Source organism: Flavobacterium sp. MDT1-60 (assembly GCF_014844035.1).
Taxonomy (GTDB): Bacteria; Bacteroidota; Bacteroidia; order Flavobacteriales; family Flavobacteriaceae; genus Flavobacterium.
Genome location: NZ_CP062159.1, coordinates 4375975 through 4390165, shown reverse-complemented (window position 1 = coordinate 4390165; position 14191 = coordinate 4375975). Strand labels below are relative to the sequence as shown.

General features: G+C 32.4%; 16 protein-coding genes. 9 read left to right on the top strand and 7 right to left on the bottom strand.

The features are described from left to right. Positions 1-116: 116 nt before the first annotated feature. The 4 genes from IHE43_RS18530 to IHE43_RS23720 all read left to right on the top strand — a co-directional run bounded on the left by IHE43_RS18530 (position 117) and on the right by IHE43_RS23720 (position 2515). A complete protein-coding gene (locus tag IHE43_RS18530; RefSeq protein ID WP_192185273.1) occupies positions 117-701 on the top strand; it encodes an RNA polymerase sigma factor in 585 nt (194 codons plus the stop codon). Positions 702-751: 50 nt separating this feature from the next. Then, the gene (locus IHE43_RS18525; protein WP_192185272.1) at positions 752-895 is read left to right on the top strand and encodes a hypothetical protein; all 144 of its coding nucleotides are present in this window, start codon (positions 752-754) and stop codon (positions 893-895) included. A 556-nt stretch (positions 896-1451) separates the two neighbouring features. After that, a complete protein-coding gene (locus IHE43_RS18520) occupies positions 1452-2144 on the top strand; it encodes a hypothetical protein (RefSeq protein WP_225585204.1) in 693 nt (230 codons plus the stop codon). Positions 2145-2146: 2 nt separating this feature from the next. Next, a complete protein-coding gene (locus IHE43_RS23720; protein ID WP_225585203.1) occupies positions 2147-2515 on the top strand; it encodes a hypothetical protein in 369 nt (122 codons plus the stop codon). A 16-nt stretch (positions 2516-2531) separates the two neighbouring features. Here IHE43_RS23720 and nth read toward each other — a convergent pair whose 3' ends face one another. Continuing rightward, positions 2532-3188, bottom strand: coding sequence for an endonuclease III (nth, locus tag IHE43_RS18515; protein WP_192185271.1), 657 nt, complete (start codon positions 3186-3188; stop codon positions 2532-2534). Positions 3189-3347: 159 nt separating this feature from the next. Here nth and bcp point away from each other — a divergent pair, with 159 nt between their 5' ends. Together bcp and IHE43_RS18505 are read left to right on the top strand one after the other, a co-directional pair. After that, a complete protein-coding gene (bcp, locus tag IHE43_RS18510) occupies positions 3348-3800 on the top strand; it encodes a thioredoxin-dependent thiol peroxidase (RefSeq protein ID WP_192185270.1) in 453 nt (150 codons plus the stop codon). A 186-nt stretch (positions 3801-3986) separates the two neighbouring features. After that, the gene (locus IHE43_RS18505) at positions 3987-5378 is read left to right on the top strand and encodes an IS4 family transposase (RefSeq protein ID WP_225585084.1); all 1392 of its coding nucleotides are present in this window, start codon (positions 3987-3989) and stop codon (positions 5376-5378) included. 20 nt (positions 5379-5398) lie between these two features. Here IHE43_RS18505 and IHE43_RS18500 read toward each other — a convergent pair whose 3' ends face one another. Next, complete coding sequence (locus IHE43_RS18500; RefSeq protein ID WP_192185269.1) at positions 5399-6859, bottom strand: TonB-dependent receptor; 1461 nt, start codon at positions 6857-6859, stop codon at positions 5399-5401. Positions 6860-6949: 90 nt separating this feature from the next. Between IHE43_RS18500 and IHE43_RS18495 the strand changes: the two genes are divergently transcribed. The 3 genes from IHE43_RS18495 to IHE43_RS18485 are packed head-to-tail and all read left to right on the top strand — an operon-like array spanning position 6950 to position 8778. After that, entirely contained in the window at positions 6950-7714 is a 765-nt protein-coding gene (locus tag IHE43_RS18495; RefSeq protein WP_192185268.1) for an MBL fold metallo-hydrolase, read from the top strand. Positions 7715-7726: 12 nt separating this feature from the next. Next, entirely contained in the window at positions 7727-8230 is a 504-nt protein-coding gene (locus IHE43_RS18490) for a hypothetical protein (protein ID WP_072971453.1), read from the top strand. Between the two features lie 47 nt (positions 8231-8277). Next, positions 8278-8778, top strand: a complete 501-nt coding sequence (locus IHE43_RS18485; protein ID WP_225585202.1) for a hypothetical protein — start codon at positions 8278-8280, stop codon at positions 8776-8778. Between the two features lie 56 nt (positions 8779-8834). Here the strand turns inward: IHE43_RS18485 and IHE43_RS18480 are convergent, their stop codons facing one another. The 5 genes from IHE43_RS18480 to IHE43_RS18460 form a co-directional block, all read right to left on the bottom strand. Then, a complete protein-coding gene (locus IHE43_RS18480; protein WP_192185267.1) occupies positions 8835-9404 on the bottom strand; it encodes a cysteine hydrolase family protein in 570 nt (189 codons plus the stop codon). A 46-nt stretch (positions 9405-9450) separates the two neighbouring features. Continuing rightward, complete coding sequence (locus IHE43_RS18475) at positions 9451-10092, bottom strand: alpha/beta hydrolase (RefSeq protein ID WP_192185266.1); 642 nt, start codon at positions 10090-10092, stop codon at positions 9451-9453. Positions 10093-10204: 112 nt separating this feature from the next. Further along, entirely contained in the window at positions 10205-10531 is a 327-nt protein-coding gene (locus tag IHE43_RS18470; RefSeq protein ID WP_192185265.1) for a hypothetical protein, read from the bottom strand. A gap of 5 nt (positions 10532-10536) precedes the next feature. Continuing rightward, on the bottom strand, positions 10537-11793 hold the full coding sequence (locus tag IHE43_RS18465; RefSeq protein WP_192185264.1) for a dihydroorotase family protein: 1257 nt from the start codon (positions 11791-11793) through the stop codon (positions 10537-10539). Between the two features lie 191 nt (positions 11794-11984). Then, positions 11985-13913 carry a BatA and WFA domain-containing protein gene (locus tag IHE43_RS18460; protein ID WP_192185263.1) on the bottom strand — a complete coding sequence of 643 codons (1929 nt, stop codon included), beginning with the start codon at positions 13911-13913 and terminating at the stop codon, positions 11985-11987. Positions 13914-14191 lie beyond the last annotated feature (278 nt).

Below are 14191 nucleotides of genomic sequence, written 5' to 3'. Positions count from 1 at the left end.
TAATTATTTGTTAAATTTGGTCACGATATTAACATAAACAAAAAAAAGATACGCCTATACAATAAAATTACTTTTTAGAAAATTACTCCAAATTATAAAACTAAAAAAGTAGTATTATGGCAGATCTGCATATTCCAGACGCTCTATTAGTAAAAAATTATATCGAAGGCAATGAAACTGCTCTTTCGATACTAATTAAAAGGCACGAGTCTAAAATATATGGATTCATATATTCAAAGATTGCTGATAGAGATATTTCAAACGATATTTTTCAAGACACTTTTATTAAGGTAATCAAAACCTTAAAAAGTAATTCATATAATGAAGAAGGTAAATTTTTGCCTTGGGTTATGCGTATTTCTCACAATTTAATTGTAGATCACTTTCGTAAAACCAAAAAAATGCCAATGTACAGAGAAACAGAAGAGTTTTCTATTTTTTCTGTTATGTCTGACAATTCCTTAACTATTGAAGGCAAAATGATCGTTGATCAGGTGGAAGTTGACTTGAAAAGATTGATTGAAGAGCTTCCTGAAGATCAAAAAGAAGTATTGGTAATGCGTATGTATCAGGACATGAGTTTCAAGGAAATCTCTGAATTAACGGATGTTAGTATCAATACTGCGCTAGGAAGAATGCGTTATGCTTTAATGAATTTGAGAAAAATAATTGATAAACATCAAATTATTTTAACCAACTAATACTATTTTGAAAATTAGCTCGTTATACTTTATATAAACATATTTGTAGTATGGCGAAAATTTACTCTAAGAAGGAATTAGCTTCTAAAAATCTAAAACCTAAGAAAGAAGTTGTTTCTTTCTTGCTAAACTATTCACAAGCACTAACAGTTGTGAAAGTTCAAGATAAAAGTTTTGAGATTATAGCTAATTAAACAGCCCACTATTTTAGTCGGATGTTTATTTTACAAGAACCAAATTATTTTGGTTTGAAAAACTCACTATTTGTACACAAATGCAGATAGTGAGTTTTTTTTATATGTTTAATTATAAAGTAAGATTATTAGTATGATTTTTTTATTCCTAAATTTTAATTACCTACTTTTTTGTGTGATTTTTCTCGTGGTTTAGTTAAAATGTTATAATTAGGTTAAAATTTATTTGTTTATTCGGTATTTAGTTTTATTTTAGTTAAAAAAGTTGATTTAAATACAGGGAAATTACTTATTATGGAAGTTTTTCGTATTAAAACAATTAAATAATTAGATAATTAATGATGTGAAAAAAAATGTTTAACCCAATAACCAATAATTTATGAAGAAAAATTACACTGACTTATTTTGTTTGTTTGTTGTACGTCTTTAAATGTTTTTATGGAAAAGTATTAATGCAATGAGTGGTTTTCAGAATTTCATTTCACCTAAAAATGTATTCTTTAAAAAAAAATCACTTTAAAAACCCAAGTGTATTTAACAACCAAATCAAACCCAAATGAAGAAGAACCTACAGATAGTATCATTTTTTCTATTGATAACCATCGGAGCATTTGCTCAACAAGACCAGATCAAAGACGCACAGTCTTTGTATGACAAAGGGAAAAGCCAGGAAGCTCTGGCAATTTTAAATAAAACAGAATATCTTATTCTTAATGCATCTGATGAAAATAAATCAGATTATTATTTTTTAAAAGGAAATGTTTTAAAAGATTTAGCTGTAAAAAATATAGATGCAGCTAATAACTTTACATTAGCCTCTCAGGCATATCAGGATGTATTTTTATATGAGAATGAATCAGGGAAATTCAAATTTACCGTTAAAGCGAATGCGGCATTAAAAGAAATGAAATCGAGTCTTGTTGATGGTGCGATGGCCGATTTTAATTCTGGTAAATTTAAAGAAAGTGCAGAGAAAAGTTACAAAGTTTATTTGTTTGATAAAAAGGATACAATAAACTTGTATAATGCAGCATCTTCATCTATAAATGCCAAGGATTATGACTCGGCAATTAAATATTATGAAAACTTAAAAAAGATTAATTTTTCAGGGAAAGGAGTTTTGTATTACGCCACAAATAAGAAACAAAAGAAGAAGATGTTTTTGTTTCACCAAAAGCAAGAGAATCTGCTATTCAGCAAGGTCTTTATGAAAAACCAAGAACAGAGTCGGTTCCTTCCAGAAAAATAAGTGTGAATAGCAATTTAGCTTATTCTTATCTGGAGAAAAAACAGTATGCTAAAGCTGAGGTAATTTATAATTATGTTTTAGAACTTGACCCTAATTATGTTGATGCTTATATCAATATGGCTTACCTGAAATTAGAGGAGAAAAAAGATATTGCTGATGAAATAGCAAATTTAGGAACTTCTGCCGGAGAGATGCAAAAATATGATAAGTTAAATGCCAGGAAAGATGATATTGCCCGTAGTGCAATCCCATATCTTAAAAAAGCCCTTACTTTAGAGCCTAAAAATACAGATGCAACAAAATCACTTTTAGGAATTTACAGATCGCTCGATATGACAAATGAATATAATGCTCTAAAAAGCAGCATGTAAAAAATAAAAGAAGCTGCTAAATTTTCTTTTTAGCAGCTTCTTCTATTATTGATTTTTTACCAATAGTTCTGGTAATAATGTCTTTCTCTAAACTCCAGCCTCTCGCAGGCGAATATTCTCTCCCGTACCAAATAATCTGAAGATGTAAGTCGTTCCATATTTCTCTTGGGAACAATCTTTTTGCATCTTTTTCAGTCTGAACTACATTTTTTCCGTTCGAAAGATTCCATCGATGCATCAATCTATGAATGTGTGTGTCAACTGGAAAAGCAGGAACACCAAAAGCCTGAGACATTACAACACTAGCTGTTTTATGCCCAACAGCTGGCAATTCTTCAAGCGCTTCAAAACTTTGTGGAACTTTTCCGTCATGTTTATCAATCAAAATATGTGACAAACCATGAATTCCTTTCGATTTCATTGGAGATAAACCACAAGGCCGAATAATTTCCTTAATTTCTTCAATCGACATTTTAATCATATCATAAGGATTATCGGCCTTCGCAAAAAGTAATGGCGTAATCTGATTCACACGTACATCGGTGCATTGTGCCGAAAGTAAAACTGCAATTAATAAAGTATAAGGGTCTTTATGATCAAGCGGAACAGGTATAGTAGGGTAGAGTTCTTTTAACGTATTTATAACAAATTGTACGCGGGCTTCTTTATTCATTTCCGTATTTTTAATCTCGTAAAAATAGTGAATTATAAGTTAAAAGTTAATGGTTAGGAGTTGCGAGATAAAAGTTACGAGTTCTTATTTTTAAAAGCAAGTCTATATTCTTTAATTTATATTCTGTTTTCTAAAAAATCTAAAATCTAAAATATCAACATGACAACATTAAAAGCAGGCGATAAAGCGCCAAACTTCTCAGGAATAGATCAGGACGGGAAAACACATAAATTGGCAGATTATGCCGGAAAAAAATTAGTCGTTTTCTTTTATCCAAAAGCTAATACGCCAGGCTGTACTGCAGAAGCTTGTGATTTAAGAGATAATTTTGAGCGTTTTAAAGCAAACAATTACGAACTTCTTGGCGTAAGTGCCGACAGTCAAAAAGCACAAACAAAATTTAAAGACAAATACGAATTTCCTTTTCCATTATTAGCAGATGAAGACAAATCAGTTATCAATGCTTTTGGTGTTTGGGGGCCAAAAAAGTTCATGGGAAGAGAATACGACGGAATTCACAGAACCACTTTCGTAATTGATGAAAAAGGAATTATCGAAGAAGTAATCGAAAAAGTAAAAACAAAAGAGCACGCTTCGCAGATTTTGAAATAGTTTTTGCCTCAGCTTCAAGTTTTAAGCTGAATCTTGTTGCGTGCTTTGTGGTAAAATTTTATTCAGTTTAGAAACTGAAACCTGACACGGGGCTTTAGTCGAATTGCGAAGCAAACAAGCAAAAAAAAGTCCCAAATAAGCTACCGTCTGGACACAAATATTTTTTTTAATTATATTTGAGAAAAAGTGCAGACTAGATATTTTGAAAATTTAAAAGACAAGCGATTGTTGAATAGAGGTAATTCTATTCTCAATCGCTTGTTTGCTAATAGTATTTATTCGATAAGACAATTAGCAGAAAGTGACGCTGAAGCCAAAGCGATTTACCGATTTTTGCAAAATGATAATGTCAGTGAGGCTGATATTATAAAGAACATGTCTCTTAATTGTGTAAGCTGCGTTGAAGATAAATCTGTTTTGTGTATTCAGGACAGTAGTGAAATAAACCTTTATAATCACAGAAACAGGATCAAAAAGGATGAGTCAATTGGACTGACCAATGCTTCTGTTGGTGGACTTGGCTTTTTTATTCATCCGAGTTTTATCATAGATGCAGATACTTTAATGCCATATGGTTTTTCAGATGTGAAAATATGGAATAGAAGTCATGAACTGCCACCTAAAATGAAGACCAATACTCACAATCGTATACCCATTGAAGAAAAAGAGTCTTACAGATGGATCGATTCTTCTCTTGAAACTAAGAAAAGACTAAGTAAAGCAAAAGAAATAATCATTATTCAGGACAGAGAGGGAGATATTTTTGAACAATTTTGCCTTGTCCCAGACAGTAAAACACATTTATTGATTAGATCCCGATTTAATCGATTGTTGGGTAATAAAATCAAACTTTTCGATCATCTAAGTTCTCAGCCGCTTCAAGGGATGTACACAATTGAACTAGAAGGAGACAAAAGGAGAAATATCCAGAAAAGAACAGCTACTATAGAAGTACGCTTTTCAGAAATAACAATAGGCAAACATCAATATTCAGGTAAACATCTTCCTGATAAAATCAAGCTTTACGCTATTGAGGCAAAAGAGGTTGGAGAAAACATTGAAAACCCAATACTTTGGAGATTACTAACGACAAAGAAAGTTGAAGATCTGCAAACTGCATTACTTTGTATCCAATGGTATACCTACAGGTGGACTATCGAAGAAGTATTTAGAATTTTAAAGAAAGAGGGCTTCAACATAGAAGCTAGCGAATTATCCCAAGGCAAAGCAGTTCGTAAACTATGTCTTTTGATGCTGGAGACTATTATAAAGCTCTTTATTATGCAAATCGCCTATGGCTGCGAAGAAGAGACTGAACCCAGAAGCTGTTTTTCAGAGCAAGAAATGGAATGTTTAGAATTGCAAATCACACAATTAGAGGGTAAAACAGAAAAACTAAAAAACCCATATAAATCGTCAGATTTGAAACGATATATATGGGCTATTGCTAGATTAGGAGGATGGAAAGGTTATCTTTCAGAAAGAAAACCAGGCATCACAACCTTTTGGATTGGCCTGCAAAAATTCAATTCAGTCATGCAAGGTTGGATACTCTTTAGAGATGTGTCCAGACGGTAGCCCAAATAAGGGACTTTTTATTATGTATTTTGTTCTAATTCTTTTTGCGGATGATATCCAAAAAGATGATGTTCCTTTATAATTTCGGCAACTCCAGAAGGAAGCATTGGTTCCCATCCTGTTTTTCCCTGACTGATCATTTTTAAAACTTCGCGTGAGAATACATTTAATATGTCTGGATTATAATCTACAATATCAACGACTTTTCCGTTGAACTTAAAGAATTTATATAATTCTTTCATTCTTGGATGTACTTTTAGATTATCAGAAGTAATAACTTCACCATTTTCACCCAACATTGGATATAAGAATACTTTCATGTCGCGGTAGAATAATTTTCCGAAAGCTTCCAGAATTCCACCACTTAAATGACGATAGTATTTCTCATCAAAAATATCAACTAAATTATTTACACCCATTGCTAATCCCATTCTTGCTTTGGTATAATTAGCAAAATATTCCACAACCTTATAATATTCCTGGAAATTCGAAATCATTACGGTCTGACCTAATGAACAAAGTAATTCGGCTCTGTCCATAAAATCACGTTCATCAATTTCACCATCTGAACGTAAATTTGAAAGTGTAATTTCAAAAACAACCAATGTATTGTCTTTTTCTACCTTATTTTCGTCAAGAAACATTTTTAATGATTTCTCGTACATATCAAGGTTTACATTCGTAACCGGACGGAAACTTCCTCTAAAAGCAAGAAGGTTTTTTTTGTATAAAACGGCGGCTGGCAATACGTTTTTCCCTTCAGGGTTAAACATTACGGCATCTGTCATTCCGTTTTTAACCAGTTGTAAACTCATTAAACGATTGTCAACATCAGCAAAACGAGGTCCTGAGAAGTTTATAGTGTCGATTTCAAGCTGGTCTTTATCTAAGTGATCATATAAATAACGAAGTAATCGTTTTGGATCGTTGTATTTGTAAAAAGCACCGTAAATTAAGTTAACACCTAATATTCCTAATGTTTCTTGTTGTAGTCGGGCGTCAGTTTCTTTAAAACGAATGTGAAGAATAATTTCGTTATAAGCTTCGTCTGGTTCAATTTGGTATCGGATTCCAACCCAGCCGTGACCTTTAAATTGTTTGGCAAAATCGATAGTAGCAACCGTATTGGCATAACTAAAGAAAAGTTTATTGGGGTGTTTTTCTCTACTTAAACGCTCTTCAATTAGTTCACCTTCAAAGGTTAACATTTTTTTGAGTCGGTTTTCAGTAACGTAGCGGCCGTCGCCTTCAATTCCGTAAACGGCGTCACTAAAATCTTTGTCATAGGCAGACATAGCTTTTGCAATAGTTCCCGATGAACCTCCGGATCTGAAAAAATGTCTTACTGTCTCTTGTCCAGCGCCAATTTCAGCAAATGTTCCGTAAATATTCTCGTTTAAATTAATGCGTAACGCTTTGTCTTTTATAGAAGGAATCTGTTCGATGACCTTGTCACCTTTGAGTTTTATTTCTGTACCCATTTTATTTTAAATAGATTTGTTACAAAGTTAGTAAATTAGGCTTCTAATGAAAGAGAAATAATCCTATTTTTGTAAAAAAAATAAGTTCAATTGAAGGTATATTTTTTAGGCACTGGTACTTCTCAAGGTATCCCGATTATTGGGGTCGATCATCCCGTTTGTAAAAGCACTGATGCTAAGGATAAAAGGCTTCGCGTAGCCATTTGGATTACGTGGAATGAGCATTCATATGTAATCGATTGCGGACCCGATTTTAGACAGCAAATGCTTTCATGCGGCTGTCAAAAACTCGATGCAATTCTATTTACACATGAACATGCTGATCATACAGCTGGTTTAGATGATATTCGTCCGTTTAATTTCCGTCAGGGAGAAATTCCGGTTTATGGCCACGAACGCGTAATCGACAATCTAAAACGTCGTTTTGAATATGTTTTCGAAACCGTAAATAAATATCCGGGAGCCCCAAGCGTAAAAACAATCGAAGTAATAAATAACGAACCATTTGCTGTCGGCGATAAAATGGCGATTCCGGTAAACGTAATGCATGGCGATTTACAGGTTTTTGGATATCGTATTGATGATTTTGCCTATTTAACCGATGTCAAAACGATCGAAGAAGTCGAAGTTGAAAAATTAAAAAATCTAAAGGTTTTGGTGGTGAATGCTTTGCGTGTCGAACCTCATGACACACATTTTAATTTGCAGGAAGCTCTTGATTTCATCAATTTAGTCAAACCAGAAAAAGCGTATTTAACGCATATTAGCCATGTTTTAGGGTTTCATGAAGAAGTACAAAAAGAACTTCCTGAAAATGTCTTCCTGGCTTATGATAACTTAGAAATTACAATTTAATTATATTACAAAATGAAAAAATCCTTAATGCTTTACCTTTTTATCCTTGCGATATTAATGAATATTTTTACTTATATGTTTTACAGCAGAGAAGTGAAATTTGGACAAGAACGATATGATAAAACGACTAAGAAGCTTAGAGACAGTATAAATTTAGTATCAGGAAAATTGGCCGAAGCCGATTATTTTTCTTTAGAACATAATGAAAATGCTCAGAATTATTTTGACAATAGCGCTTCTGGTGGAAAAGTAATTTTATATGAAAAATTGATTCCGGTTGTAACAGAGAAATTATTGGATTTAAATGCTAATCCAAACGGGAATCCTTATACAGGTCAGGATAAAATTGGTCCGAACAAATTTATCATCAATAAAATAAAAATTCTAAACCACAGATGGATCATTGCAGATTACAGTAATGGAGAATTATGGGGAGAAGTCTTGTTAAAATATTTTGTTGATAACGATGATAATATTACTTTTGAGGTTAATCAAAGCTGGTTGTATCAAAAATAGTATTTAGAATGCTATTTTTTATCACCACTTTTTAAAAAATAGGATTTATGAAAAAGATATTTTTATTTTCGATTATTATTGGTCTTTCATTTTCTTGTGCGAAAAAAGTTTCTGAAGAAAAGAAACCCTCACAAGAAACTACAAAAGCTGCAAAAGAAGAAACTAACTCTCCGGCTGTTGTTGGAGGAGATTCAGATACTAATGGCTGTAAAGCTTCTGCAGGTTATACCTGGTCTATTCTTAAAAAAGAATGCATCCGGATTTTTGAAAACAGTACTAAATTATCTCACGCCGAAGACGGAAAAACCTATACAACAGTTGCCTACGTAATCTTTGATGGGGATAAGGCAGAACTTTTCTTAGATACTCAAAAAGAATCTATTATTCTGGAAAGAAAATCAGAAGGAGACTCCTGGGTAAAAGATGATCTACAGTTAATTCCCTGGAAGGGATATGTTCTAAAAAAGGAGATAAAATTATTTATACAGGACAATAGTCATGTAAACATAAAAAGGCGAGAAATATTTTTCTCGCCTTTTTTGTTATAAATCTTTAGAGTGTTTTTCAGTCAATTGTTAATGTAGAAATCGCAGGATTTCATTAATTAAACTATTTCTTTTATAAAATCAGAAGTAACAACCTGAGCAAATTCTTCATTCAAACTAGCTAAAGCAGTTTGGTGAATTGTTTCTGCAGAAAAATCTTCTCCGTTTATGCCTTTCTTATTAAAAGTTGCCGTTGCGTCAGAAACTAAATAGGTTGTATAGCCAAAGTTCCCTGCCATTCTGGTAGTTGTAGAAACACAGTGATCTGTTGTTAAACCTACAATTACAAGATTTTCGATTTTTGCATCATCAAGTAACTCTTTTAAGTTCGTTCCAATAAAAGCACTGTTTACGTTCTTTTTGATGACAATTTCACCTTCAATCGGTTTTACAACGTCCTGAAATTCGTTACCCGGATTTGTTTCATTTAAAATCGAATTCAGATTAGAGGAACAATGTTGTATATGGAAAATGGGCAGTTTTTTAGCTCTCCAAATTTCAAGAAGTTCACCAGCCTTTTGTTCTGCATTTACATTATTACGATCGCCGCCCCAATAGGAAACATCATTAAATCCTTTTTGAATATCAATTAGGATTAATGCGGGATTATCAATTTTAGTAATATCCATTTTTTAAGGATTTAGATTGTTGTAAACTGCGGCTGAAAACTGAAAACTAGCCCACAAGCCAATTCTTAAAATCAAAGAAATTCTGAGGAGCAACTCCGTGACCAACAGGATATTCTTTATATGTAATCGGAATATTTAGGTTTTCCAGAACAGCAGGAGTTTTTCTTGCCCAATCTACAGGAATTACCTGATCAACAGTTCCGTGTGAAGCAAATATTTTTAGGTTTTTGAAATCATTTTTCTCGAAACCTTCTTTAATAATCTCATTATTAAAATAACCACTCATGGCAACTACTCTTTGTACTTTTTCAGGATAAGAAAGTGCAACTGAATAACTTAAAATTGAACCTTGACTGAAGCCAATCAGCGTTATGTTGTTGGCATCAATAGGATAATTGGCTACTAATTCGTCAATAAATTTTGCAATTAAATCACGTGAAGTTTTAGCTTCATTATCTGAAAATTTATTCTGATCAGCATCAAAATTAATCGCATACCAGGCATAAGCTCCATATTGTAAATCATAAGGCGCTCTTGCAGAAATAATATAGTAGTTATCTGGAAGTTCAGTCGCAAACGAGAACAAATCGGCCTCGTTGCTTCCGTATCCGTGTAATAATATTAAAACCGGATTTTTATCTAAAATAACTTTTGGTTCTTGTATTTTATATTCTAAAGATAGATTCATTTTTTAATTGTGAATTGTAAGTTATAAATTGTAAGCCTCAGTTTACGTTTTCAACTTTGACAAAGTTTTTGGAATTTGGAATTTTCCCGAAACTTCGGGATTGGAATTTTATTTATCCTATCGATTTAAACCATTTTTGAAAAAGATTTCCAACTAAAGGAATTGGTCTTGTCTGTCCCTGAATAGCACTGAAAATCCCGTAAGTCCATAAAATTGAAATACAGATCCACATTGGGAAGGTGATCATAAAGCTATCAAAGTTGCTGATAATGGCTCCGAAAGAAATAAAAGTCAAAGACAAACCCAGAGCCTGACGAATATGAAAAGACGCAAAACTATTTTTATTTTCAGAGTTCATCGACATCGCAATTAAAACACCAATGATCAAAATATAACTGGTAATGGCGATTGATTTTCCCTCTTGTACTGAATTATTCATTTTAATTATTTTGTGATAACAAGTTTATTTTGATTTAAAATTCCATAAACAGAACCTTTAATTTCAGTTCCTAAAAAAGCAGAATTTTTAGATTTTGAAAGAATATTTTCTTTCGTAAAAGTTGATTTTCCTTCAGGAGTAAAGAAAGTAAAGTTGGCTTTAGAACCTTCGGCAATTGGATTATTTTTAATTCCGAACACTGCTTTTCCTAAAGTTAGTTTTTCGATTACTGTTTCTAAAGGTAAAACAGTTAATAAAGCTCCAAAAGCACTTTCTAAACCAATTGTTCCATTTTTAGCGGTATCAAATTCCATTTTCTTGAATTCAATATCAATCGGATTATGGTCTGAAGTTATCATATCAATTGTTCCGTCTAAAACTGCTTTCACAAGAGCAGTTCTGTCGGCTTCAGTTCGCAATGGAGGAGTTACTTTATATCTGGTATCAAAACCTTCTAATTTTTCATCGGTTAAAACTAAATGATGTACCGTAACACTACAAGTTACTTGTAATCCTTTGGCTTTAGCTTCTTTAATTAATTCAACTGATTTTGCCGTAGATATTGTTGGAATATGAAGTTTCCCTCCTGCATATTCTAATAAAAATAAGTTTCGGATAACTTGCAATTCTTCGGCTAAATTGGGAATTCCTTTTAAACCTAATTTTGTAGATACAATTCCTTCATTTGCAACTCCATTTCCTTTGATGTTGGCATCTTGAGAATAAGCAATTACTAAACCATCAAAATCCTGTACATATTGCAAAGCAATTTTTAACAGATTGGCATTATCAAGGCTTTTATTGTAATCTCCAAAAGCGATTGCGCCTGCTTTCTTCATGTCAAATAATTCAGCCATGTCTTTTCCTTCGCTGGCTTTGGTTAAAGCACCGATTGGAAAAAGTTCTGTAGCAAAACCATTTGCTTTATTTTTTACAAAATTTACCTGAGATTGATTATCAATTATAGGGAAGGAGTTAGGCTGTAACGCCACGCCTGTAAAACCACTTTTTGCTGCAACATTCAACCCATTTGCAATTGTTTCTCTGTCTTCGTAACCTGGCTCTCCAAACGAAACACTGCTGTCAAACCAACCATGAGAAAGATGCAAATTATCAAATTTTACTTCGGTTGTATCATCAATATCAAGAAGTGAAGTTCCTATTTTTTCAATTAAACCATCTGCAATTAAAAGATCAACGGTCTGATTGTGAAACGGACTTTTTGAATCGATAATTTTGGCGCTTCTGATTAATATTTTCATATGTAGATAAATTTATTTTAATTGGAATCTTAATTTTTAAACATTTTTAGTCATAAAGGTTGTCATTTCGACGGAGGAGAAATCTCCGCAAGTAACTCCGCAACGGAAAGCCAATCTTTGTCGAGCTTCTCGCGGAGATTCCTCGTTCCTCGGAATGACAAACTAAAAGCAAAAAAGAAAGACGATAAGTTTTACTTCACAAACTTGATAATTGCCATTTCTAATGCTAAAAATAACAGTGCAAAGATAACAAACCATTTCCAAATTTGGCTGTCAGTTCGTTCAGTTTGTAAGGTGTTAAATATGGTCGAAATTGTGTCGGCAGTTTTAAAATCTGAAACCACATTGGTATTGACCTGACTTAAATCACTTTCGCTTCGTTTGTAATTGAAACTTAGATTTTCAACAGATTGTTTTTTATCAAAAATGCTGTAATTCCCAGCCGTTTCCGGGAAGTCATTGAAAGTTAATTTTACTTTGTTATTCAATATTTGCTGAATCGGAATAAAAGAATCTTCATTTCCTTTTACTTCCAAAATGGCATCTTTCGTCAACAAAACATCCACAAAATAAGGCTGATTACTGCCAATTGTCAAAGCGTTTACACCCGTTTTTTGATTGTTTTGTCCCATTTTATAAAAAAGAGGCACAATTAAAGGTGATTGCTGAAAGTTTGAATTTTCCGAATTTATTGGCGCTGAAAAAACAGTGATTCCAGAAACCGGATTTTGAATGGCCGTTACAAATACACTTTGATCTTCATAAGATAAAACTGCCGGATATGGACTTGAAATATCAAACGAATTATTGGTTTTTGGATATTGAAAATTAGTGATTTTATTTTCGAAAACCCCAGAAAATAATGGATGATCAAAGTTGATCTTAGTAATTAATTTGCTTTTGTTTTCAAGATTTTTAAACTGAACTTTTCCAAAATTTCCAAGAAAAGAATTGAGATTTGAAACCGAAGTTTTTTCAGAAGGAATTACAACTAAATTTCCACCTTTAGAAACAAATGCTTTCAAAGTAGTTTGTAGTGCTTGTGGAACTTCAACTAATTCATTTAGAATAATAGTATTTTGTTTTTCAAGGCTATTGTAGTCTAAACTGCTGACTGAATAATTATTGTAATTGAATTCAGCTGAAGTGTAAATTCGGGATAAAAAATTACTTTTTTCTGGTTCTCCAATGCTGATAACGTTTGTTTTTTTTGCTTTTGAAATGCTGAAGTAAAGTTTGTTGTCGTAAGTCAGACCGTTATCTTCAATAGTTACATAACCATGAAAAGCTTCTTTTGGAATCGTAAAATTGATTTCCTTTTTCTTCTTGTCAAAATTAATAATGGTTTTGGCAATCAATTTATTTTGATTGTATAATGCCATTGAAATCGGAATAAAATCATCGCCATAAGCCGATAAGTTTATTCCGATTTCATAAAAATTTTCTAATGTCTGATTAATAAAAACACTGTCAATGGCAACATTATTTTTTTGTTCAGCTTCCGGAATAATAAAATAAGGTTTCTCTTCAGAATCGATGTTTTTTATATCCTTTTCGGCTAAGCCAACAGCATCAGTAATGATAACAATATCTTTTTTATGTGCCGATTTATGCGCTTTTATTTTTGCCATTATTGACGAAAGTTCAAAAGGCGTAGCGCTGTATTTTAAATTCTGTAAAGCACTTTTAGAAGATTTTATATCTGTATTCCAGTAATTCTCAGTGTTGGTTAATAACGAAAATTGAGCGGTTTCCGGCGTATTTTCCAGTAATTCCTGAACGGCACGTTTCAATAATTCACCTTTTTTACCTTTAGCCTGCATACTAAACGAATTGTCTAAAATAATATACATTTCGTTTGACGCATTTTTGCTGTCTTTGGCTTCGAAATAGGGCTGAGCAAAAGCTACGATAACACAAGTTAATAATAATAAGCGGGTTGCTAATAATAGTCTTTTTTTGATCTTAGAACTTTTTCGTGTCTGAACAGCAAGTTCTTTTAAGAATTTGACATTCGTAAAATAAGAAGTTTTAAAACGTCGTAATTGAAACAAATGCACCAAAATTGGAACAATCAATAAGAATAGAAAGTATAGAATTTCGGGGTGTTTAAAGTGCATTCCGGCTTCGATTTATTCACTACGTTTTGTAGATACTGGCCAAAAATACAAATTTGTTGAGAGTTAAAGCTTTCAAATCATAACTTTTTATTTAATTTTTTTGCCACAGATTAAAAGATTAGCACAAATTAGAATATGGAAAAAATCATTTTAATATGTGGAGTCTATCGCTATAAAAGTTTGAAAAATGTAACTTTTGATAATTCATTTGTAACAAAAAATGTAATTTCTAACAATATTATTGAGTATTTTAGCATATTAAAAAAACCACAAAAAAC